Origin of the sequence: Flavobacterium aurantiibacter (genome assembly GCF_002251775.1) — a bacterium.
In the GTDB taxonomy this organism is placed as follows: Bacteria; Bacteroidota; Bacteroidia; order Flavobacteriales; family Flavobacteriaceae; genus Flavobacterium; species Flavobacterium aurantiibacter.
Window position 1 is genome coordinate 70819 of sequence record NZ_NOXX01000215.1, and the last position, 21941, is coordinate 92759.

Here is a 21941-nt window from a genome sequence, read left to right on the forward strand (position 1 = left end):
AAATTGACGAAAAGAAATGCAGAGTGTTACAGTTTGAGGTAAAATTTGTACACTTTTTTTTGGAAACGATTGCCCGCGAAAGGTATTGCAGCGGAAACAACGCCTGTGGCAAGAGAATTGAGGCGCGGCAGCTGCGTGCGACCAAAGGAAGCGCCGCAGACCCGCTAGCCGAAAGCGATTGCGCAGGTGGTGTTGCAGCGAAAAGACCGACCCTGCGGTGGGGAAATGAGCGGCGCAGGGTTTCGCCCAAAAACAAATGAATCACTTTACTACTTTTGCTTAAATTTTGAATATGAAAAACCTAGTTTGGCTTTTGGCGGTGGTGCTTACAGCCTGTTCATCGGTAAAAAAAATAGAATCGCTCAAGCCGGAACCCGACGATGCGGCGCCATTGATTTACGATACCGAACCCTCGTTTCTGAACATGCCGGTAGAAATTTCGATACAAGATATTGAAAACCAAATAAATAAAACGCTTAACGGCGTTATCTACGAAGATAAAGACATCACCGACGACGACATTAAACTAACGGTTTGGAAACAAGCACCTATTCAGTTGCGATCGGAAGGTGGCAAGATGAAAGTGATTTTGCCGCTAAAGGCAAAGATTTTTTACCGTTACGGTACTTCGAAATTGGGAATTGACTTGTACGACACTCGGGAATTTGACTTAAACGGCGTGGTGAGTTTATTGAGCGAAGTGAATTTGCTTAACTGGAAACTGCAAACCAAAACTCGAATTAGCGACTTGGATTGGAAGGAATCGCCGAGCATGACAATTGGCAGCAAAGTAGTTTCGATTACGTATTTGGTAGATCCGGCTATAAAATACTTTAAGGGAAAAATCGAGAAAAACATAGACGATGCGATTAAAAAAACCGTTGATTTTAAGCCGCAAGTTTTAGATGCTTTGGCTAAAATGTCGGAACCGAGTTTAGCGAGCGAAACGTACCAATCGTGGGTTCGATTTACTCCGATTGAAGTGTATGCCACTGATGCTACGATTGGAAAAAGTACGTTGGTGATGGATATGGGTGTGAAGTGTAAAATTGAGACGCTTGTAGGCGCCAAACCGAAATCGCTTTTTAATCGAGATGCGGTTGTATTGAAAGCGGTAAAATCGGTTCCGCATGCAGTGAATGCTAAAGTTATTGCTGTTTCGACGTATGCCGACGCCGAGGCGATAATCACCAAAAATTTTGCCGGGCAAGAATTTGCTTCGGGCAGCCGAAAAGTAAAAGTAGAGCAGGTAAAATTGTGGCATAAATCAGGCAAAATAGTTGTAGCCTTAACGCTTTCGGGTAGTTTGAATGGCGATATTTACCTCAGCGGATTCCCGGCTTACAACGCACAAACCAAAGAAATTTACTTTGATAATCTGGATTATGTGCTGGATACAAAAAGTACTTTGATAAAAGCGGCAAATTGGTTGGCTTCGGGCACAATACTTAAGAAAATGCAGCAAGCGTGCAGATACAGTATTGCGCCGAATTTAGAGGAAGGCAAAAAACAGTTGCAGCGCTACACTTCGAACTACAGCGTAATGCCGGGCGTTTTTGTTAACGGAACGATGAACGATGTTGTTTTTGATAAAATTCAAGTGAACAACAAAGCTATTTTGGCGTTTTTGGAAGTGAGTGGAAAAGTGACGGTTAAGGTGGATGGGTTTAAATAAGGTGAGTTCGAAAGACTCAGGCGGCGACATTCAGGAAGTGCTGTCGTACTAATGATTCGAGTGGATACAATTTTCTGGTGACTTGCCTAATCAGATAGCGATTTAAGTCTTACAATTCATTTCATTTCAAAGAGTACACTTATCTGGTTTTTGATTTGGTGAAATTATAAAATTGCTTACTTCCTTTTGGGTTTTAAGTTTTTGGTATCTGCTTTCTCCGTCAACAATTCTCTTGCATTAAAAGAAGATATTACATTTTTACCCGTTTTGGCTTCGAGTTCTTTTCGCGCCACTTTGGCCACATTGCCGCCTTGTTTAGCAACTTTTTTACTTTCCTCAAAATCTTTAGGATTAGTAGCCGCCGATATATCTTTAGTAGATGCTTCAGCAAGCATGTTTAATATGAGTTCGGTATTAGTCATGTTATCCCGTAGGTTTTCCTTCTTTAAACCTTTCAGTATTTTATATTCTCTAGTTGTTTTGCCAGCCCATGCTTTGGTGATGATATCGGTAAGTGTAGCAAACTGTAAGCCTTCTTTTAATCCTCGCTTTTTCCATTCTTCGGTTAATTCCTTGCGTATTTCAATACTTTTTAGACGTTGATTTATCCAGTTTTCACTGTATCCTAATTGTTGATACTCGTATAATGCTCGATCAATAGTCAATTCTGGGTCCTGTATCTCGTCTAATCGCTCGCTAGCAACTTGTGCCAACCACAATTTAAAAGGTTCAGCTTTGCGTGACGGAATGGATTGAATTAGCCTAAAAAGTTGTTCAGTATCTGCTACGTCAGTCATCCTCATTTTTCCGTCAGGAGCAAGCATTTTCAAACCGTGACAATTCGTCACGGTTTCATTCCCTTCTTCTTTGAGTCTTTGCTTTAGTTTTCTCCAGTAAGCGGCCGCATCAACGCTTTCTGTAAGGATGGCTATAACATCTATTATCGAGATAAACCACTTTTCAAGGTCAGCATCCCACAAGGTTCTTACTTTTCTATCTTCAAAAATCTGTATGGTGTTTTGTTGTTTCATCTTTGGTAAGATTACTAGTTTTAATCCAGTAGTATCCTGTTTTTTATTGATTTCTAGCTGTAGTGCAATTATTCTTTCTAAGTTACCAGCAAATACACGTTAATCGTGTCTTGCTATTTTTGAAACTGTTCCGCTGCACATTCGTTGGTTAACCAGACAGCTTTTAAGTTTTGTATTGGCGGCTTCGATCGATCACATAATTATCCTTGCCGTATCAAATTTACTTCACTCATTTGTAAAAATGAACTATTAATTTTAATAACGTGAGTTCGACACCAAAATTTTCGTTAAATCGCCGGAAGGGAATATTCTAGCGAACGTAAGAATAAGTTCCACGAATTATTTTATTATGCTATTCATTTAAACAGCGTTGTACTTCATTTTCCGAAGAATGCGCAGCGCGTGTTTAAAATTCTGAAAAGCATTTGGGTTTGATAGGCTTTTAAAAATCGATTTCGCGTCGATGAGTTTTTGTTTTGCGTCTTCGAAACCGTTTAAATACGCAATCATAAGAGTTTGCGGCACCGATTCTAATTCGGATTCGCGAACTGTCTCGGGTTTTTGCACAGCTCGATGCAAAGTGGCAAGCGTTGCATTATAAATATGGTGTAAAACTTTTCGGTTGTATTCGGGCGGTTCGAACAACATTTCGGTGTCGAGTTTGTAATAACCGTTATCGAAAAAACGTATAGTTTGCCGTTCGAGCGGATAGTAACTGGTTTTGTCGTTGAGTCCGAGTGCAATAAATTCGGTTATCGTAAAACTCGACTCGTTGAATTCAATAAGCACCTCATCTTGAGCCGAATAGAATAATTTTACCTGTTCGTTAATCAGTTCGATATCTACGCGCGAGAGGTAGGTTTTGTCTTTTACTTTTTTGGGAATTCCTGCCCAGCAAATCACAAAGAGTTCTTTAAAAACCTTGTAATGCGCGGGCATGTCGCGGTGTTTTACGTACATAAAATCCATGACACTATCGAGCGTATCTTGAATGCTGTTTCGACTGTTGTTCTCGATGCTTACCACCGTGGCTACATTTGTAAAATTCCGAGAAACGGGCATTTCAACCGGTACGCTGTTCGAACCGATACGCACAAAACAGCTTTTGGGCAAAATAGTATGGATGCCTTTTTTAAAAAACGACGCTTTATTTTTCGGACTGATCGTCACCAATCCAACTACTTTGCCTTTCGGCAGATGCGGAAACGGCACGTTATCGTATTGAATTTTAGGCGCATGTTCCAAAAAAGCATTCACTAAGTTTTGAATCCGACTGTCGTCGAAGAAATCGTCGCCAACAATTTCGTTGTCTTTGTCTTCCACGCCTACCACGATATACGAGTGATTGGCTGGGTTTGAATTTGAAAGCGCACAAATGTGTTTCAGAAATTTTGCTTTTCCTTCACGCGTGTGCAAGTTTAGCTGTCGCTTTTTATCGTAAAAACTCGACTCGTCGTTGTGTGCGAGCAGATTTTTTATGAGCAACCGCTTGTTTATCATAGTTTTCTATTTACCAAAGTTGCCGAAGCCTGATCGGTTGGATAAACTACTAAATCTGAAATATTTACGTGAGGCGGCATTGCTGAGATAAAATGCACAATATTGGCAATGTCTTCTGGTTTTAATGGCTGAAAACCTTCGTAAACTTTTGCTGCTCGTGCTTCATCGCCTTTGAAACGAACTTTAGAGAAATCGGTTTGTACCATAGCCGGATGTATGGCACTTACGCGAATTCCCGTTCCGTTTAAATCGATGCGCAAGCCATTGGTTAGCGTATCGACTGCCGATTTCGTTGCACAGTACATGTTTCCGCGCGGATACACTTCTTTTGCGGCCGTCGAACCAATGTTTATGATGTGTCCGCTGCCCACTTCTAACATTTTAGGCAAAATAGCTTTGGTGAGAAACATCACGCCTTTGATGTTCGTATCGATCATGAGTTCCCAATCGGAAAGGGCGGCGTCTTGGGATAAATCGAGGCCGTGTGCGTTTCCAGCATTGTTTACTAACAAATCAATTTGCGAAAACTCGTTTGGTAGAGAATTTACAAAACGGGCTACTTCTTCCCGCGAACTCACGTCGAATAGCGCGGTGTACACGGCGGTTTGATTTTCAAGTTCGCTTTTAAGTAGTTCGAGCTTTTCGCTATTGCGCCCGCAGAGTATCAATTGGTAATTCGCTTCAGCACATTTTCGTGCAATAGCCGATCCGATACCTCCGGTTGCGCCGGTAATAAGAGCTTTTTTTTTCATGGTACTTTATGTCCTAATGCTGCGGTATAAATTTCAAACCATTCGATGGTACTCATCGAAAAAGTAAGTGCTTTCAGTTGGCTTTTGAGTCGGTTTACATCGGTAGTTCCCACTACGGGAGCCACTTGCGCCGGATGTTTTAAAATCCAATTTAGTAAAATGGTATCGGTTCCGACATCATATTTTTGAGCGAGTTCTTCAACAACGGGTTTTAGGCGTTTAGCAATTTCCGAATCGGTTTTAAAATAACTTCCGAGCGGATTCCACGCCATTGGTTTTATTTGGTGAAGGAGCATAAAATCGAGTGCACCTGAAGTTGCGGCTTCGTGTTGGGTCGCCGAAAACTGAATTTGATTGAACTGAACCGGAAGATACTTTAAAAGCAAGGCTGTTTGATCATTGGTAAAATTCGACACTCCAAACGAACGGATTTTTCCCGCTTCCAATAATTGGGTTACCGCTGCGGCCACTTCTTCGGGTTCCAGAAGCGGACTTGGCCGATGGAGTAAAAAAACGTCTAGATAATCGGTTTTTAAATTTGCAAGCGATTGTTCTGCGGAAGCGGTAATGTGTTCAAAACTGTAGTCGTAATGTTTAATTTTCACCGGACGTGCTTCGCTTACGTACTGAATACCGCATTTTGTAATCAATTGAATTTTCGAACGATCGATTCCACTTTCGCGTAAAGCGGCGCCAAAAGTAGCTTCAGTAGTGTAACCGCCGTAGATATCGGCATGATCGAAATCGGTTATTCCACTTTCGTGGAAGGTACGAATGCGCTCGGCCATATCGTTTACTTGGAAGTCTTTGCCCCAAACACCCCAGGTCATCACGCCGGCAATTATTTTATTGGGCGATTTTTCTATCATTTTCCCTAGATTTTTCAATAGTTTCCCAAAAGTCTTAAAAATATAAAAAGGAAATCACAAATGACACTTAAGGTTTAAGTGTGCTGTTGGAATTTAACCATCCTTTAACAATCATCATCCCAAAAAAAAATTCAATTTGTGACCAGATTTTAACATAAAACAAACTGAATTAATAACACAAGAGATGGAAGACCAAAGAACATCGGTAGATATCCGCGCAATTAATGAGAAAATTGAACGCGAAAGTGCATTTATCGACTTGTTGTCGATGGAAATGAACAAAGTTATCGTTGGGCAAAAAACCATGGTAGAGCGCTTGCTCATCGGATTACTCGGAAAAGGTCATATCTTGTTAGAAGGCGTACCTGGATTGGCAAAAACTTTGGCGATAAACACACTGAGCCAAGCCATTCAAGCGAGTTTTAGCCGGATTCAATTTACGCCCGATTTACTTCCAGCCGACGTTATCGGAACGATGATTTACAACATCAAAGCCAACGAATTCTCGATAAAAAAAGGACCTATTTTCGCTAACTTCGTACTTGCCGACGAGATTAACCGAGCGCCTGCCAAAGTGCAATCGGCTTTATTAGAAGCGATGCAAGAAAAGCAAGTAACCATCGGCGATACCACATTTAAACTCGACCAGCCGTTTTTGGTTCTAGCTACACAAAACCCGATTGAGCAAGAAGGAACGTATCCGTTACCGGAAGCACAAGTCGACCGTTTCATGCTTAAAACGGTAATCGATTATCCGAAAATCGAAGAAGAGCGCTTAGTTATTCGTCAGAATTTATCGGGCGGATTCGAAAAAGTGAACGCAGTAATCAGCACCGAACAAATAATCCGTGCTCAAGCGGCGGTTCGCGAAGTGTACATGGACGAAAAAATCGAAAAATACATCCTCGATTTAATTTTCGCGACGCGTTATCCAGAGAAATACAAGTTAGAAAGCATCAAACCATTGATTTCTTTTGGCGCATCGCCGCGTGGAAGTATCAACTTGGCGACCGCGGCAAAGTGTTATGCATTCATTAAACGCCGTGGTTATGTAATTCCAGAAGATGTTCGTGCCGTTGTGTACGACGTATTGCGTCATAGAATTGGTGTGACTTACGAAGCTGAAGCTGAAAACGTAACGTCGGTCGATATCATCAATAAAATCATCAATGAAGTTGAAGTTCCTTAATCTGTTCTGAAGCCACACCACATGGACACAAAAGAACTATTAAAGAAAGTCCGCAAGATTGAAATCAAAACTAAGCGCCTGAGTGATCATATTTTCTCGGGAGAATATCACACGTCGTTTAAGGGACGTGGTATGACGTTTAGTGAAGTTCGTCAATACAACTTTGGCGACGACATCCGAAACATCGATTGGAACGTAACGGCGCGCTACAACGAACCTTTTGTGAAGGTTTTTGAAGAAGAACGCGAACTCACAATGATGTTACTTGTTGACATCAGTGCCTCATCGAATTTCGGTTCAACGGCGCAATTTAAAAACGAAATCATCACCGAGATAGCCGCTACTTTAGCCTTTGCTGCTACAAACAACAATGATAAAATTGGTTTGATTTTGTTCACTTCGCAAGTTGAATTGTATATTCCACCGAAGAAAGGAAAGTCGCACGTATTGCGTATTATCCGCGAACTCATCGAATTTCAGCCAAAGCAAACCGCTACAAATTTGGCCGAAGCGCTGCGTTTTTTATCGGCTACTCAGAAAAAGCGCGCTATTGTTTTCGTGATTTCCGATTTTATGTCTGATCCGTACGATTCGACACTCAAGATAGCAGCACGCAAGCACGACATCACGGGTATTCGTGTGTACGACGAGCGCGAGCAAACGCTTCCTGCTGTAGGTTTGATTCCGGTTTTCGATGCCGAGGCACAACAATACGTTTATGTGGATAGCAACCGAAAATCGGTTCGCGACGCCTACAAGCAAACGTTTGTGCAACAAGCAACTTTCTTTAAAGAAACGTTCAGCAAATGCGGCGCAGGTGTTGTAAATACACGTGTCGACGAAAGTTATGTAACCAAATTACTCGCCTTTTTTAAATCCAAAAACTGATGCGCAGCCTACGAATACTTTTTCTGATTCTTGCCTCGATACCGGTTTTCGGACAGCAAACAACGGTGCAAATGTCTGTAGATTCTACAGCCAAAAAAATTGGTGCCGAGTTCCGAGTAACTGTGCGAACTACCGTTGATACAGCTGATATCGTTAAATTTCCGGTAGCTCCTCGATTCGGAAATCTAGAGGTCATTCGAAATTATAAAGTCGATACCATAGAAAATGGCGCAAAATTCGAACTGATTAAGCGCTACGGACTTACACAATTCGACCAAGGTAAATACGTTATTCCGAAACTTCCTGTAAAAATTAATGGCGAAGTGTACTTTACCGATGCCATTCCGATTGAAGTGGCTGTTGTAAAAGTGGACACGCTGAAGCAAAAAATGTTCGACATTAAAACCGTTGTGGGTCCGGAAGGCAGCACCGACTGGTCGTTACTTTGGTTGTTACTTGTTGTCGTTATTCTACTCGCGATAGCAATTTGGTATGCGAAACAAAAGAAAGCGGCTGCAAGCTTAGAGAAAGTCGTTGTTTATAAAACACCGATAGATAAAGCAACGAATCTTCTAAAATCGCTCGAAAGCAAGCAGCTATGGCAAAAGGGTGAGGTAAAGGCGTATTATTCTGAACTTACCGATATTGCTCGAACGTATATTGAAGAAGAAATCAAAATTCCGGCTTTAGAAAGCACTACCGCAGAGCTAATTGTAGCTTTGAAGAACGTAGCCAAACAAAAAAAATACAAGCTATCGGCTGATACGTTAGAAGATTTAAAACAAGTTTTGATGCAAGCGGATTTGGTGAAATTTGCGAAATCGAAACCCTTAGAATTTGAAATCGAAGCCGACAAGCAGCGCATTGAAAAAACGATCGTGACCTTACACCAAGCGATTCCGGAAGAGATTTTGGAAGAAGAATCGCCAGTGGAAGAACTACAGGAATCACGCGCAGCTAAAAAGCGCAGAAAACGTCAGGTTCGAATGCTTGTGGCCGCTTCTATTGGCGCAATTGCTCTTTGTTTAGGAACTTGGATTGCAATTTCGGGTTATACGGAAGTTAAAGATACGCTACTGTTTAACCGAGGAAAAATCTTGCTTGAAGGCGAATGGATTAAGAGCGAATACGGATATCCGGGAATTACTATTGAAACACCAACGGTTCTTAAACGCGAGAAAAAAACGCTTTTGAACGCAGCGCAGCCGGCACAAATCGCGAACATGCAGAGCTTTTCTTCAGGCGACTTCTCCGACGCTTTTTCGATTAGTATTTCAACACTAACCTCAAAAGATACCACACAAATTCCGTTGGATAAAATACTCGAAGAAACCTTGCAGCGCCTAGAGCGCAATAATGCACGAAACATCATTGGAGATCAGGGCGAATTCACTACACCCAACGGTATATCGGGCTTGCGCGGCATTGGAACGTTCTCGCAAATCAACACCCTGACCAACAAGAGCACAAAGTATTATTACGAGCTATTCATCTTTAATCAAGAAGGAGGAATTCAGAAAATATTGTTGGCACATCCGGAAGGCGATAGCTACGGAAAGAAAATCGCAGAACGCGTAATTAATAGTATCGAACTCAGACAACTCAACAACAATGCAGGGAACTAGTTTTTTAAATCCTGAATTTTTATGGCTGCTCCTCTTGCTGCCTGGCCTTGCTGCGTTTCAATATTTTTTCCGAAACAAGCGAACGCCAAAAATGCAGCTAAGCAGCACTAAAGCTTTTGCTAAAGCGCAGCGATTTCCTGTAATTCTGGATCAGATCTTATATTACGGACGGTTATTAGCGTTTGCGAGCTTAATTGTGGCACTGGCTCGACCACGATCTGTAGATGTTTCCAGCCAGACCAAAACCACCAAAGGAATCGACATTGTTATGGCTATGGACGTTTCGGGTTCGATGTTGGCAAAAGATTTGAAACCCAACCGTATGAACGCGCTCAAACGCGTTGCCGCTCAATTCGTATCGGAACGACCTAACGACCGTATAGGAATCGTAGTTTATTCTGCGGAAGCGTACACAAAAACACCGGTAACCAGCGATAAATCGGTTATTTTACAAGCACTCGACGGTGTGAAATACGACCGCATCTTGCAAGATGGAACGGGAATTGGTATGGGACTCACCACTGCCATTAACCGATTAAAAGATAGTAAAGCAAAAAGTAGAATTATTATTTTGCTGACCGATGGTGTAAATAATGCCGGATTTATAGAACCGGAAACGGCTGCCGAAATTGCAAAAGAATTTGGTATTAAAGTGTACACGATTGGTATTGGAACTAATGGAATGGCCGAATTTCCGTACGCCATTGCACCTGATGGTTCGTTTTTATTCCGCATGATGAAAGTGGAAATCGACGAGCAACTCATGAAAAATATCGCTGCGAAAACCGGAGGAAAGTACTTTAGAGCCACTTCAAACCAACGGTTAAGTCAGATTTACAAAGAAATCAACAAGCTAGAAACGACCGAAATCGAGGAATTGAAATTTTACGATTACGACGAAAAGTACCGACCTTTTGTTTGGTTGGCTTTCGGATTGTTGTGTTTTGAATTTTTAGTTCGTCAAACGTATTTTAGAAACCTTGTTTAGTTATGTTCGAATTTGAAAATACAAGCTATTTCTACTTGCTCGCCATCGTTGGGTTTTTTGTGGCGTTGTTCTTGTTCGGACGCCTTCGCGTGAAGCTGGCGCGGAAGAAATTTGCTCAAGAAAGTGCCCTTCAAAAACTAATTCAAGAACGATCTACCGCAAAAACGTGGTTGAAAGCAGGATTGTTTTTATTGGGACTGAGTGCCGTGATTATTGCTTTGGTGAATCCGAAAGTGGGAACAAAAACCGAAACTGCGAAACGCCAAGGAATTGACATTGTTTTTGCCCTCGACGTTTCAAAAAGTATGCTGTGCGAAGATGTTGCGCCCAATCGATTGGAAAAATCGAAGCAAATCATTTCGCAAATCATGAATCAACTCGGCGGCGATCGCGTGGGTTTGGTTGCTTACGCTGGAAGTGCATTTCCGGTTCTGCCCATCACTTCCGATTTTGGTGTAGCGCGTATGTTCTTGCAAAGTGCAAATCCGACGATGGTTTCCTCACAAGGAACTTCGCTCGATGATGCGATTCGGATTTCTGCCGGCTATTTTGAAGAAGATTCGAAAGTAAATAAACTTCTGATTTTGATTTCAGACGGCGAAGATCATTCCGAAGGAGCTTCAGATGCTGCCGAAGAAGCGAATAAAATTGGTCTCAAAATTCTTACCATTGGAGTCGGGACGGAGCAAGGCGGTCCCATTCCTCTCAAAGAAAACGGTATCACCAAAAGCTTCCAACGCGATAATGCCGGAGAAGTAGTAACTACCAAAAGAAACGAGGCGTCTTTAAAAGAAATTGCCGACGCAACAAACGGTGCTTATGTTAACGGAAACGAAACTAAAGCAACCCTTGAAGCTGTAAAAGCGGCTCTCGATAACATCGAAAAAAGCGATTTGGAATCGAAAGAATACACCGATTTTAACTCGCAATTCCAGTGGTTCATCGGTTTGGCATTGCTGCTTTTGTTTATTGACTTTTTTATGTTAGAACGAACTACAGCGTGGTTAAAGAAGTTAAATCTGTTTAACGAATAGTCATGAAAAAACATTTGTACCTCATAGCGTTTGTACTTTTTGGCTACTGTGGATTTTCCCAATCGGCTAAAAGCCAAATTGCGCGCGGCAACGACGAATTTGAAAATAAAAACTACAACGAAGCGGAAACAGCGTATCGAATAGCTACTTCAAAAGGAGAAGGCGTTCGGGGAAGCTACAACTTAGGAAATGCTATTTATCGAATGAAACAGCCTGCCGAAGCTGGCTTTGCCTACTTTCGTTCGGTTGAGAATGCAAAAACCAGAACCGAGAAACACAAGGCGCTTCACAACTTGGGAAATGTATTTATGAATATGAAAGATTACGCAAAAGCAGTCGAAGCTTATAAAAATGCGTTAATTAACGACCCAACCGACGAAAAAACGCGCTATAATTACGCTTTGGCAAAAGAACTCTTGAAAAAGAACCCGCCAAAGAACAACGATAAAGACAAAAACAAGGATAAAAAAGAGAAGAACAAAGAGAAAAATAAACAGGATCAGAACAAGAAAGACGACAAAAACAAAGATCAAAAGCAAGATCAGCCAGGTAATGATCCAAAAAAGAACGATAACAAAAATCCTGGAAAACAAAATCCTGGAAAAGCTGGAATATCCAAAGATCGCATGCAGAATTTACTCGATGCGGTAAATAACGAAGAAAAGAAAATTCAAGATAAAGTAAACAAAAACAAAGTAAAAGGAAAACCCGTTCAATCGGAAAAAGACTGGTAGAACCGCATGAATATGAAACTCGTAACATACATTTCTGCAATCTTCTTCTTGCTGCTGCAAACCGCTACTGCACAAGTACAGTTTGAAGCAAAAGTGAGTAAAACCACTTTGGGCATTAACGAAAGGCTCAGAATTGATTTTACCATGAACGACGATGGCGATAATTTCGAACCGCCAAACTTCGACGCCTGCGGATTTAAAGTTGTTGCCGGACCGAGCCAACAGGTAAGTCAGTCGTGGATCAACGGACGCTCGTCATTTAGCAAAACCTATTCGTATTTTCTCATTCCAAAATCGAGAGGAACGCTCACAATTAAACAAGCATCCATAGAAATACGCGGACAGATTTACAAAACTTCACCCGTAAGGATTACTGTTACTGCAGCCGTCGAACTCCCGAAAGATCCAAACTACGCACCTCAAGTAAGCGTGAACGATGCCATACATTTGGTTGCCGAAGTTTCTAAAAACAATCCGTACATAAACGAGCCAATTACGGTAGTTTACAAGCTGTACATCAGTTACGACATCGGTGTAAAATCGTGGCGCGAACTTGACAAACCCAAATACAACGATTTTTGGTCGCAAAACATCGACATCAAAGAACTTCGCGCAGAAGACGGAACCTACAACGGCGAGAAAATGCGTTATGTTGTGCTTCGCAAAACTGTACTGTATCCGCAGAAATCGGGCAAATTAATGATTGAACCTTTGTCGTTAGATATCGATGTACAACTACCTTCTAACCGACGAAATTTCTTCGGACAAGTACTCCTCATCGACGATTCCAAACGGGTTTCGGCTGGCGCAAGAACGATAAATGTGAAACCACTCCCTGAAGCTGGAAAACCAGAAAATTTCAATGGAGCCGTGGGCCGTTTTTCATTTAACGCCAAACCGTCGAAAACTACACTGAACAACGGCGAAAGTCTCGACTTAACGGTAAGCGTTAGCGGAACGGGCAACCTAAAACTGTTCACACTTCCAAAACCTACAGTACCGAGTTCGCTCGAAATGTACGATCCAGTTCACAGCGAAAATGTGAGTACACCCTTGTCGGGAATGACGGGAAGCATCTCAGATACCTACACGATAATTCCACAATTTAAAGGCGATTACCCCATCAAACCGCTGACGTTTAGTTACTTCGATCCGAGTGTTGGCAAATACAAAACAATAAGCAGTGCACCTTTTACCATTAAAGTTCTCGACGGACCCGCAAATGCTTCTGCAACAGCTTCAAACGGAAACGAGGTTCAAAAACAAGCACTTACCAAAACGGCGCAGTTTAAATTCATTAAACTGAAAACCAAATTGGTGAACAAAACTGAAGGCGACTTCTTCGGCTCCACCGGATTCTACTCGCTAATGATTTCACCACTTTTAGCATTGCCGCTATTACTGCTCATCCGCAGACGCAACAAAGCAGTAGCGGCCGATGTAGTTGGAAACAAAACAAAAAATTCAAACAAACTTGCCAAGCGCTTTTTATCGGAAGCTAAAACCGCGATGAACGACAAGGAACGATTCTATATCTCCTTAGAACGCGCGCTTCATAACTTCCTGAAAGCCAAATTGCAAATTGAAACTTCGGAAATGAGTAAGATGAAAATTGCCGAACTTCTGCAAAACAAACACGCTACTAACGAAACGACTTCGGCGCTAATTCGACTTATCGAAAGCTGCGAATTTGCACGTTATGCGCCGACCTCAGAATCGGTTATAAATGCCGATTACGAAACGGCGGTCGACTTATTAAACCAACTCGAAAAGCAAATTAAGTAAGATGAAAAAGTTTCTTTTTTATAGCCTGCTTTGCTGCCAGTTTTTAAGTGCGCAGCCGCTTTTTGACAAAGCCAATACCTTTTACCGTTCTGAAAAGTATAGCGAAGCGGCAAAAGCATATGAAGAAATTCTGGCGAGCGGAAAATTCTCTGCTGAGGTTTACTTTAACTTAGGAAATACCTATTACAAATTAGGCAAAGTAGCACCGGCTGTGTACAACTACGAAATGGCACTTTTATTGAGACCCGGTGATGAAGACATAAAAAACAACCTAACATTTGCCGAGCAACTGCGTATCGACGATATCAAGGAAGTTGGAGAAGCGGGTTTTGCAGTTCTGCTTGCCGATACTTTTCCGGGATTTAACCACAACAGTTGGGCAAAAATTGCTGTGGCATTTATGCTTTTGGCCTGTGTAGGAATTGGTTTTTATTACTTTGGTTCACGACGCTTAGTACGAAAACTCAGCTTTATCTTTGCGAGTTTTGCATTTCTTCTCGGAATTGTCGCGGGCGGATTCGCACAGCTAAGCTTTACAAGCAGTAACAGCAAAAGAGAAGCTGTAGTTTTTGCAGAGAATTTACCGGTAAAATCGGAACCTAAAGCGCAATCGGCCGACGCGTTTTCGATACACGCTGGAACCAAAGTGCGCATACTCGAAACACTCGATCGTTGGTTCCACATTCAATTGCAAAACGGCAACGAAGGTTGGGTACTAGCTTCAGAAGTTAAAGAAATCAAAAGGCAGCGTTAGCTTCAAAGTCAAATCGGGGAAATACAAAACACGCCAAACGCATAGATTGCTGGATGATCGGATTTTCATAAAACCAAAAAAATTCGGGATAATACTGCATTTCGAATGCGCGTTCGAAATAGCACATCAAAATTCCAAAAATCAACATAAACTGCATGGTGTACGCACCAACGCCAATAAAGTTGTTGATGATGCCCAAATTTTGAAAACGGTAGGTAGATGCTAAATCGATTATCTGCGAACGTTGATACGCCTCCAAGAGAATGTAAGCACCTATAAAAGCGCAATTTTGACAAATTTGACGCGGCAATTCGAATAAAAGTCCGATTAACTGCGCCAACGACGGCTGAATTTGTAAAGCCGCATACACCACAAAAAAACGCCAGGCAAGCAGCATACACGAGGTGTAACCCGCTAAGTACAAGCCACGCAGCATCACAACGATGAACAAACAATACACAGCAAGTTCGATGTACATGGGGCAGTTAAAATTTCATTCGAATTTAAATGAAAGTAAAGCTAACTTTCTAATTAATTTTGTCGAAATTATACGAATCAAAGCAGCAGAAAAATGTCGAGAGATCAACAATTAAAAGAACGATGGGAAGCAGTGGTGAAAAAACTCTCGGACCAATTTGCCGACGGAGAAGAGCTCGATCTCGACGCCATAATTTACCTCATTGGCGTTCAAGAACTGGGACAAATACACCGCAAGTTCGAAAAAGACGAGAAACTCAATTTAATGCACATCGCTATCTGCCGATTGTTACAGCCGTACGGTTATTACGAACTCGACTATGTAGATGCCGAAGGTTGGCCACATTACCGCATTCTCGAACCTCTTCCGCCACTAAAAGCAGGCGAACAACGGTTGTTAATGACCGATGCCGTGGTAAATTATTTCCTCGAAACTAAGTATATTCAATAATGTTTTTCAAGCAAAAAGGAATTAAACCCTAAATTTGCACTTTCAAAATTTGCTATGATCGATCAGATACATGCCTACATCAAAGAAGTAGAAGCGTTTCAAACTACCGACAAAAACGAACTCGAACAATTTCGAATCAAGTTTATTGGCTCAAAAGGTATTTTGAAAGATTTATTTGCCGCCTTTAAAGCCGTTCCAAACGAAGAAAAAAAGGCTTTTGGCCAATTGATTAATCAGTTGAAAAATGCTGCTGAAGAAAAAGTAGCACAAATCACGGCAACGCTTGAAGCAGCTACACTTTCGGCGCCAACGCTAAACGACCTTACGCGTCCAGGCGAAGCTTTTACTTTAGGGGCAAGACATCCGATCTCGATCGTGAAAAATCAGATTTTAGACGTATTCGCATCCATCGGGTTTAATGTTTCCGACGGACCCGAAATCGAAGACGATTGGCACAATTTCACGGCTTTGAACTTGCCCGAATACCATCCGGCACGCGATATGCAAGATACCTTCTTCATACAAACCAATCCGGATATCTTGCTGCGCACCCACACCTCAAGTGTGCAAGTACGCTACATGGAAGCAAACAAGCCGCCGATCCGTACCATTTCACCCGGACGCGTGTTCCGTAACGAAGCCATTTCATCGCGATCGCACTGTATCTTCCACCAAGTCGAAGGTTTGTACATCGATAAAGATGTTTCCTTTGCCGATTTGAAGCAAACCGTACTCTACTTCACCAAAGAAATGTTCGGTAAGTCGAAAATTCGTTTGCGACCTTCTTACTTCCCGTTCACGGAACCAAGTGCCGAAGTTGATATCTACTGGGGACTAAAAACCGAAACCGATTACCGAATTACCAAAGGAACCGGTTGGCTCGAAATTATGGGCTGCGGTATGGTTGATCCCAACGTTTTGAAAAACTGCAACATCAATCCAGACGAATTTACCGGTTTTGCCTTCGGAATGGGCATCGAGCGCATTGCCATGCTGCTGTATCAAATTGGCGACATTCGCATGTTTTACGAAAACGACGTTCGTTTCTTAAACCAATTCAGCAGCGCCATTTAAATCGTAGAAACGATGCTAAAAGATTATCAAATTCCGGAAGTAAAAAACGTATTCTTCGCTGCTGTGCAGGAATGGAGCGACGATTTTATGGCCGATGTTTGGTACATTTATTTGATTAACGACAGTGATTTCGACATCGACAGCGTGATGGTCGTCTCAAAAGCCTTCGGAACAATCGATGGCGAAATGAAAAAAACTTCGCTGCTGCGCCACGCTTTTATGCAAGTTCCCGCAGTTAGCGCTATAAAAGTCGAACTTTTAGAAAACAGCCTCATCCAACTCAACAACGAGTTTATGCTTACGTACTTTATAGGTAACACGCTGTACGACAAAAAATTCACTTTCAAAGCCAACAGCGTACACGTAAATCACACCGAAGAAGTTCCGATTTTATTCAAACCTGGCGTAATCGTAAACTAATTATAGGTATTTTTTTGGGCGTTCCCGCTCCTGTTTTCCACACTTCGTGATGCTACGCGCGCAAAACAATCGCGGTTGGGCGTTCTTTCCCCGCGATAGCTATCTGGGTTTTTGTGGCTTAAACGCTACCACAAAAAAGCTTTCCGCTATACCCGAGGCTTTAGCTGAACTGACCGAAGGTAATCCCTAACGCGGAACAACGTAATAAACGATCCGAGTTCAAACATAATTCGTTGTGAAAAGGCGCGAAACTTAAATACAAAATCGCACACAACTAAATACCTTTGCAAAAAAATTTCTCCATGCATTTTCTTTCGGAAGATTTAGAAGAGTACATCGCCGCACATTCGCAAGCCGAACCTCCATTGCTCAAACAACTGGCTAAAGAAACCTACCAAAAAGTGCTCATTCCGCGCATGCTTAGCGGGCATTTTCAAGGTCGGGTTTTATCGATGATTTCTAAACTAGTACGACCTACACGCATCCTCGAAATTGGCACCTACACAGGTTACGCCACTTTAGCGCTCTGCGAAGGTTTGCAAAACAACGGCGAGGTACATACTATTGACATCAAAGAGGAATTGCAGCCGTTTCAGCGCAAGTTTTTCGATCTTTCGCCGTATGGCCAACAAATCACGCAACACCTCGGCGAAGCCATTCACATCATTCCGACCTTAGAGCCGGGTTTCGATTTGGTGTTTATCGACGCCGACAAAGAAAATTACATCAACTACTTTGATTTGATTGTACCGATGATGAACCGCGGCGGCATTATTTTGTCGGACAACGTACTGTGGAGCGGAAAAGTCGTAGAACCATTGGTGGCGGGCGATGTAAGCACAGAAGTACTGCTCGAATACAACAAAAAAGTTAATACCGATCCGCGTGTGGAAACGGTTTTGTTGCCCATCCGCGACGGACTCACACTCACGCGCGTGCTTTAAATTACCGCTGATTTCAAGAATTTACTGCCGTAACGCGCACAAACAGATCGATGTAGCGCCAAGGCCAACGTACCCGACAAAATACCGAAAAGATACCCGCATAGAATGTCGCCCGGAAAATGCAAACCCAAATAAATACGGCTGTACGCAAAAATTAACGGCCAAAGAAATAGTAAGAAAGCATAGCGGTAATGTTTCCGCAGCAGCGCAAAAATAAATACTGCCGATGCCATGGAATTAGATGCGTGTCCGCTGAAAAATGAAAAAGATTTACTGCTTTTGACTTCACGCATGAATCCTTCAAGAGTCGGATCGTTACACGGACGTAAACGCATGAATGTATTTTTAACCAAATTGGTGGTTTGGTCGGTAAATACGAGCATTAACGCGATAATAAGTATCAGAACCAAAAGGTGTTTCCAACCGTAATTCTTTACCAAAAGATAAAATAAAAAGAGAAAAAACGGCGTCCAATACAATTGTTTTGTGATTAACAACCAAAAACCGTCCCAACGTTCTGAACCCAGATTATTCAAAAATAAAAAAACGGTGTGATCGAGCTCCGAAAGATATTCCAACATTAGCGCTGCCGTTTTACGGTTCCTTCTAGTTCTTGAATTCCAGCCTTAGCTGCATCAATTTCCCGGTTCACATCGCTAATTAAGGGCGTATCCGGATTCTCGAGAACCTGCGTAATTTCGGTCGGATCGAAGCCTTTTTTCAACTTATCCAACTCCTCGCTCAATCCGCCGGTTAACGATTGCTTGTTAATTCCGTGCTCGTCGGCGTTTTTGGTAATCTCGTACTTAAGCTCGTTGGTAGCGTTTTTGAGCTGCGCCATACCTTTTCCGAGTTGCCGCGCTACTTCAGGAATGTTCTTAGAACCAAATAACATGATGGCTACCAGAACGATAAAAATCATTTCACCACCGCCTATTCCAAACATAGCTAGATTCTTTTAGATTACAAATTTACGCACGTTCCTTGAAACTCCGCTTTAATTATTTCCCAAAAACACCTGCGTCGGTCGATTTTGGCCAAGAGTTGTTGCTGGTATCCACATCGGCTGTTTCCAACTTTGGATCAACTTTTACGCTTTTCAACAACTTCTCTGTTGCAAATACCCGACTTACCTCAGCGTCGTTAAAACGCCAGATTTGCGCCGGAAAACGATGCATTTCCGTAGTACCGTCTTCAAAAGTTAGTTCTACCAACAACGGCATTACCAATCCGCCTGGCTTATCGAAAGTAATTTCATAGAAATATTTCGGAATCTTCAACTTCGCGCGTTCCTCTTCGCTAAACTTCGACTTCAAAAACTCATCTAAGTTCTTCACATCCTCGATTTTGAGCGGCTTGTTGAGTTCTGCTTTAAAATCTTCGCTAGTTTCCGACAACATATATACCAACGGACCCGAATTTGCCAATCGACGGCGACGACCTACCGGTGGTGCTTTAAAATTCTTTGGTGCATCGTTACTTACAAAATAACGAGTTACTTGCTTCACGCCAATATCCACATAATCGGTGGTATAGAACCAACCGCGCCAAAACCAATCTAAATCCACTGCCGAGGCGTCTTCCATCGTACGGAAAAAATCCTCAGGTGTTGGGTGCTTAAACTTCCAACGGTTGGCGTATGTTTTAAAGGCATGATCAAACAACTCGCGTCCCATGACGGTTTCACGCAAGATATTCAATGCTGCTGCTGGTTTTCCGTAAGCATTATTCCCGAATTGACGGATGCTTTCCGAATTAGTCATAATTGGTTCCAAACCAGTTTGCGCGCCGCCCATGTACGGAGCAATCAAACGAGCCGGGCCGCGATCAACCGGAAAAGTAGCTTCCCACTCAATCTCTGTTAAATACTCCAAAAAGGTGTTCAAACCTTCGTCCATCCATGTCCACTGACGCTCATCCGAATTCACAATCATCGGAAAATAGTTGTGCCCAACTTCGTGAATAATTACGCCAAGCATGCCGTACTTTACGCGATCCGAATACGTACCATCGGCTTCCGGACGTCCGAAATTCCAGCAAATCATCGGATATTCCATACCCTGATCTTGGGCATTGATTGAAATCGCTTTTGGATACGGATAATCGAAGGTATATTTAGAATAGGTCTTTAATGTATGTGCAACGATTCGCGTAGAAAACTCGCCCCAAAGCGGATTTCCTTCTTTTGGATACAATGAAATAGCCATTGCTGTACCGTTCTGTAACTTCACCGCCATGGCATCGTAAATAAATTTTCGCGAAGTTGAAATACCAAAATCGCGGACATTGGTAGCTTTAAATCGCCATGTTTTCTTTTGATTGCTGAAGCCTTTTTCAGCAGCTACTGCCTCTTCTTGCGTAACCACAACTACAGGTTTGTCAAATGTTTTCTCAGCCAATTGATAGCGCTTGAGTTGCTCGGCAGTGAACACTTCCGAACGATTCTGCAAATCGCCTGTTGCTTCCATAATGTGATCGGCCGGAACGGTAATAGACACTTCGTAATCGCCGAAAGGCAAAGCAAACTCGCCCGAACCCCAAAATTGCATGTTCTGCCAACCTTCAACATCGCTATACACTGCCATACGCGGATAAAACTGGGCTAAAACATAAAGTTTATTGCCGTCGGGAAAAGCTTCGTAACCCGATCTTCCACCATCGAGTTGGTAATTGTTTACATTATACCACCACTTTACCTTAAAGCTAAACGACTCGCCTTTTTTCAAAGGTTTTGGCAAATCGATGCGCATCATGGTGTAATTAATCGTGTAAGGCAATGCTTTTCCTTTAGTATCGGTTACGTATTCGATTCGAAAACCACCGTCGAATTTCTCTTCCATAAACCGACGTGAAAATCCGGCAGCAGCCATCGAAGTTTCCATTTTTTGCGAATCAGCTAAAGGTGTTTGCGAATTGCGCGCCTGCTGATTTTGATCGAGTTGCATCCACAAATATTCCAAAGATTCACCTGCGTTATTGGTGTAAGTAACGGTTTCTTCGCCATACACTTTTTGGTTTTTATCGTCGAGTTCTATCGACATTTTATAATCGGCTTTTTGCTGATAATATGCCGGACCTGGCGCTCCCGAAGCCGTACGATACATGTTTGGCGTAGCTAACAAATCGTACATCTGACGAAACTTACTGGTGTCGGTGTGTCCGGCCGCAGGTACACGTGGCGTTTCTTGTGCCATCGAAAAAGCGCTAACTAAAAGCGCCGCAGTGCAAAATCTTAAGTAGTATTTCATATACTCGAATAGGTAAATGTAGGTTCGCTGCTGGTGAGAATGACACTCTTTTTGGTACCGTTCCACTCCAACTGAATTATATTTTGTTGTTCGTCGTAAACTTCTGTAATACATGGGTTTGAAAGCTGAATACGATTTATCTTCCCCTTAAACTTCACCCGAAGGTAAACGATAATGGTGTTGTCTTCACGTTCAAATTTCAAATATTCTAAGGATTGTTGTTTTCCGTTAATCGAAAAAGTAAATTTCTTTTGTAAGTAACTTTCCAAAGCCAATTCGTCGGCTGGAGTATGTTTATTGTCGCCTAAATACGTTTTGCGTTTGGTAAATACGGTTAACGCTTCGTTTAAATCATCTATGAAAATGCGACCGGTAATTTCAAATTGAGCGGCTTTAGCATTGTGAATTACTTTGTAAAGCGACACGTAGAATTTGTGCACAGGCCTTTCGGCGGAAGCCATCGCAGTAGCCATCAGTAAAAACAATACAAAGCACTTTTTCAT

At 42.3% G+C, this 21941-nt stretch carries 22 protein-coding genes; 13 read left to right on the forward strand and 9 right to left on the reverse strand.

The features are described from left to right. Positions 1–292: 292 nt before the first annotated feature. On the forward strand, positions 293–1675 hold the full coding sequence (locus tag CHX27_RS12310) for a DUF4403 family protein (protein WP_094487073.1): 1383 nt from the start codon (positions 293–295) through the stop codon (positions 1673–1675). A 176-nt stretch (positions 1676–1851) separates the two neighbouring features. Here the strand turns inward: CHX27_RS12310 and CHX27_RS12315 are convergent, their stop codons facing one another. From CHX27_RS12315 to CHX27_RS12330, 4 genes are all read right to left on the reverse strand, one after another. Beyond that, positions 1852–2706 (reverse strand): BRO-N domain-containing protein, encoded by an 855-nt coding sequence (locus tag CHX27_RS12315; RefSeq protein ID WP_094487074.1) that lies wholly within the window; start codon positions 2704–2706, stop codon positions 1852–1854. A 360-nt stretch (positions 2707–3066) separates the two neighbouring features. Continuing rightward, complete coding sequence (locus CHX27_RS12320) at positions 3067–4206, reverse strand: ATP-binding protein (protein WP_094487075.1); 1140 nt, start codon at positions 4204–4206, stop codon at positions 3067–3069. Further along, complete coding sequence (locus CHX27_RS12325; RefSeq protein WP_094487076.1) at positions 4203–4958, reverse strand: SDR family NAD(P)-dependent oxidoreductase; 756 nt, start codon at positions 4956–4958, stop codon at positions 4203–4205. The genes CHX27_RS12320 and CHX27_RS12325 overlap by 4 nt, the downstream gene beginning before the upstream one ends. Further along, positions 4955–5827 (reverse strand): aldo/keto reductase, encoded by an 873-nt coding sequence (locus CHX27_RS12330; protein ID WP_094487077.1) that lies wholly within the window; start codon positions 5825–5827, stop codon positions 4955–4957. The genes CHX27_RS12325 and CHX27_RS12330 overlap by 4 nt, the downstream gene beginning before the upstream one ends. 184 nt (positions 5828–6011) lie before the next feature. On the opposite strand from CHX27_RS12330, the gene CHX27_RS12335 reads away from it, so the two are divergent. The 8 genes from CHX27_RS12335 (at position 6012) to CHX27_RS12370 (ending at position 14824) form a co-directional block, all read left to right on the forward strand. Beyond that, positions 6012–7016 carry an AAA family ATPase gene (locus tag CHX27_RS12335; RefSeq protein WP_094487078.1) on the forward strand — a complete coding sequence of 335 codons (1005 nt, stop codon included), beginning with the start codon at positions 6012–6014 and terminating at the stop codon, positions 7014–7016. 21 nt (positions 7017–7037) lie between these two features. Further along, the gene (locus CHX27_RS12340; protein WP_094487079.1) at positions 7038–7904 is read left to right on the forward strand and encodes a DUF58 domain-containing protein; all 867 of its coding nucleotides are present in this window, start codon (positions 7038–7040) and stop codon (positions 7902–7904) included. A 71-nt stretch (positions 7905–7975) separates the two neighbouring features. Then, the gene (locus tag CHX27_RS12345; protein WP_243389000.1) at positions 7976–9529 is read left to right on the forward strand and encodes a BatD family protein; all 1554 of its coding nucleotides are present in this window, start codon (positions 7976–7978) and stop codon (positions 9527–9529) included. Beyond that, on the forward strand, positions 9516–10517 hold the full coding sequence (locus CHX27_RS12350; protein WP_094487081.1) for a vWA domain-containing protein: 1002 nt from the start codon (positions 9516–9518) through the stop codon (positions 10515–10517). Before CHX27_RS12345 ends, CHX27_RS12350 begins: the two co-directional genes overlap by 14 nt. 2 nt (positions 10518–10519) lie before the next feature. Beyond that, positions 10520–11551, forward strand: coding sequence for a VWA domain-containing protein (locus tag CHX27_RS12355; protein ID WP_094487082.1), 1032 nt, complete (start codon positions 10520–10522; stop codon positions 11549–11551). A 2-nt stretch (positions 11552–11553) separates the two neighbouring features. Beyond that, positions 11554–12285, forward strand: coding sequence for a tetratricopeptide repeat protein (locus CHX27_RS12360; RefSeq protein WP_094487083.1), 732 nt, complete (start codon positions 11554–11556; stop codon positions 12283–12285). Between the two features lie 12 nt (positions 12286–12297). Continuing rightward, complete coding sequence (locus tag CHX27_RS12365; RefSeq protein ID WP_165764512.1) at positions 12298–14070, forward strand: BatD family protein; 1773 nt, start codon at positions 12298–12300, stop codon at positions 14068–14070. 1 nt (position 14071) lies between these two features. Then, a complete protein-coding gene (locus CHX27_RS12370; protein WP_094487085.1) occupies positions 14072–14824 on the forward strand; it encodes a tetratricopeptide repeat protein in 753 nt (250 codons plus the stop codon). Here CHX27_RS12370 and CHX27_RS12375 read toward each other — a convergent pair. Next, positions 14808–15302, reverse strand: a complete 495-nt coding sequence (locus tag CHX27_RS12375; RefSeq protein ID WP_094487086.1) for a hypothetical protein — start codon at positions 15300–15302, stop codon at positions 14808–14810. The genes CHX27_RS12370 and CHX27_RS12375 overlap by 17 nt on opposite strands. Before the next feature lie 93 nt (positions 15303–15395). On the opposite strand from CHX27_RS12375, the gene CHX27_RS12380 reads away from it, so the two are divergent. The 4 genes from CHX27_RS12380 to CHX27_RS12395 all read left to right on the forward strand — a co-directional run bounded on the left by CHX27_RS12380 (position 15396) and on the right by CHX27_RS12395 (position 18190). Continuing rightward, positions 15396–15752 carry a hypothetical protein gene (locus CHX27_RS12380; RefSeq protein ID WP_094487087.1) on the forward strand — a complete coding sequence of 119 codons (357 nt, stop codon included), beginning with the start codon at positions 15396–15398 and terminating at the stop codon, positions 15750–15752. Positions 15753–15806: 54 nt separating this feature from the next. Beyond that, entirely contained in the window at positions 15807–16826 is a 1020-nt protein-coding gene (gene pheS / locus CHX27_RS12385) for a phenylalanine--tRNA ligase subunit alpha (RefSeq protein ID WP_094487088.1), read from the forward strand. Positions 16827–16838: 12 nt separating this feature from the next. Beyond that, on the forward strand, positions 16839–17246 hold the full coding sequence (locus tag CHX27_RS12390; protein ID WP_094487089.1) for a hypothetical protein: 408 nt from the start codon (positions 16839–16841) through the stop codon (positions 17244–17246). A gap of 302 nt (positions 17247–17548) precedes the next feature. Further along, on the forward strand, positions 17549–18190 hold the full coding sequence (locus CHX27_RS12395; protein WP_094487090.1) for an O-methyltransferase: 642 nt from the start codon (positions 17549–17551) through the stop codon (positions 18188–18190). On the opposite strand, the gene CHX27_RS12400 is transcribed toward CHX27_RS12395, so the two are convergent. The 4 genes from CHX27_RS12400 to CHX27_RS12415 are packed head-to-tail and all read right to left on the reverse strand — an operon-like array spanning position 18187 to position 21941. Then, a complete protein-coding gene (locus CHX27_RS12400) occupies positions 18187–18771 on the reverse strand; it encodes a phosphatase PAP2 family protein (protein ID WP_094487091.1) in 585 nt (194 codons plus the stop codon). The two genes, CHX27_RS12395 and CHX27_RS12400, sit on opposite strands and share 4 nt — an antisense overlap. Continuing rightward, positions 18771–19136: a Sec-independent protein translocase subunit TatA/TatB gene (locus CHX27_RS12405; protein WP_094487092.1), complete on the reverse strand. Its 366-nt coding sequence runs from the start codon at positions 19134–19136 to the stop codon at positions 18771–18773. Before CHX27_RS12405 ends, CHX27_RS12400 begins: the two co-directional genes overlap by 1 nt. A 55-nt stretch (positions 19137–19191) precedes the next feature. Then, positions 19192–21438, reverse strand: a complete 2247-nt coding sequence (locus CHX27_RS12410; RefSeq protein ID WP_094487093.1) for a M1 family metallopeptidase — start codon at positions 21436–21438, stop codon at positions 19192–19194. Continuing rightward, the gene (locus tag CHX27_RS12415) at positions 21435–21941 is read right to left on the reverse strand and encodes a DUF6702 family protein (protein ID WP_094487094.1); all 507 of its coding nucleotides are present in this window, start codon (positions 21939–21941) and stop codon (positions 21435–21437) included. Before CHX27_RS12415 ends, CHX27_RS12410 begins: the two co-directional genes overlap by 4 nt.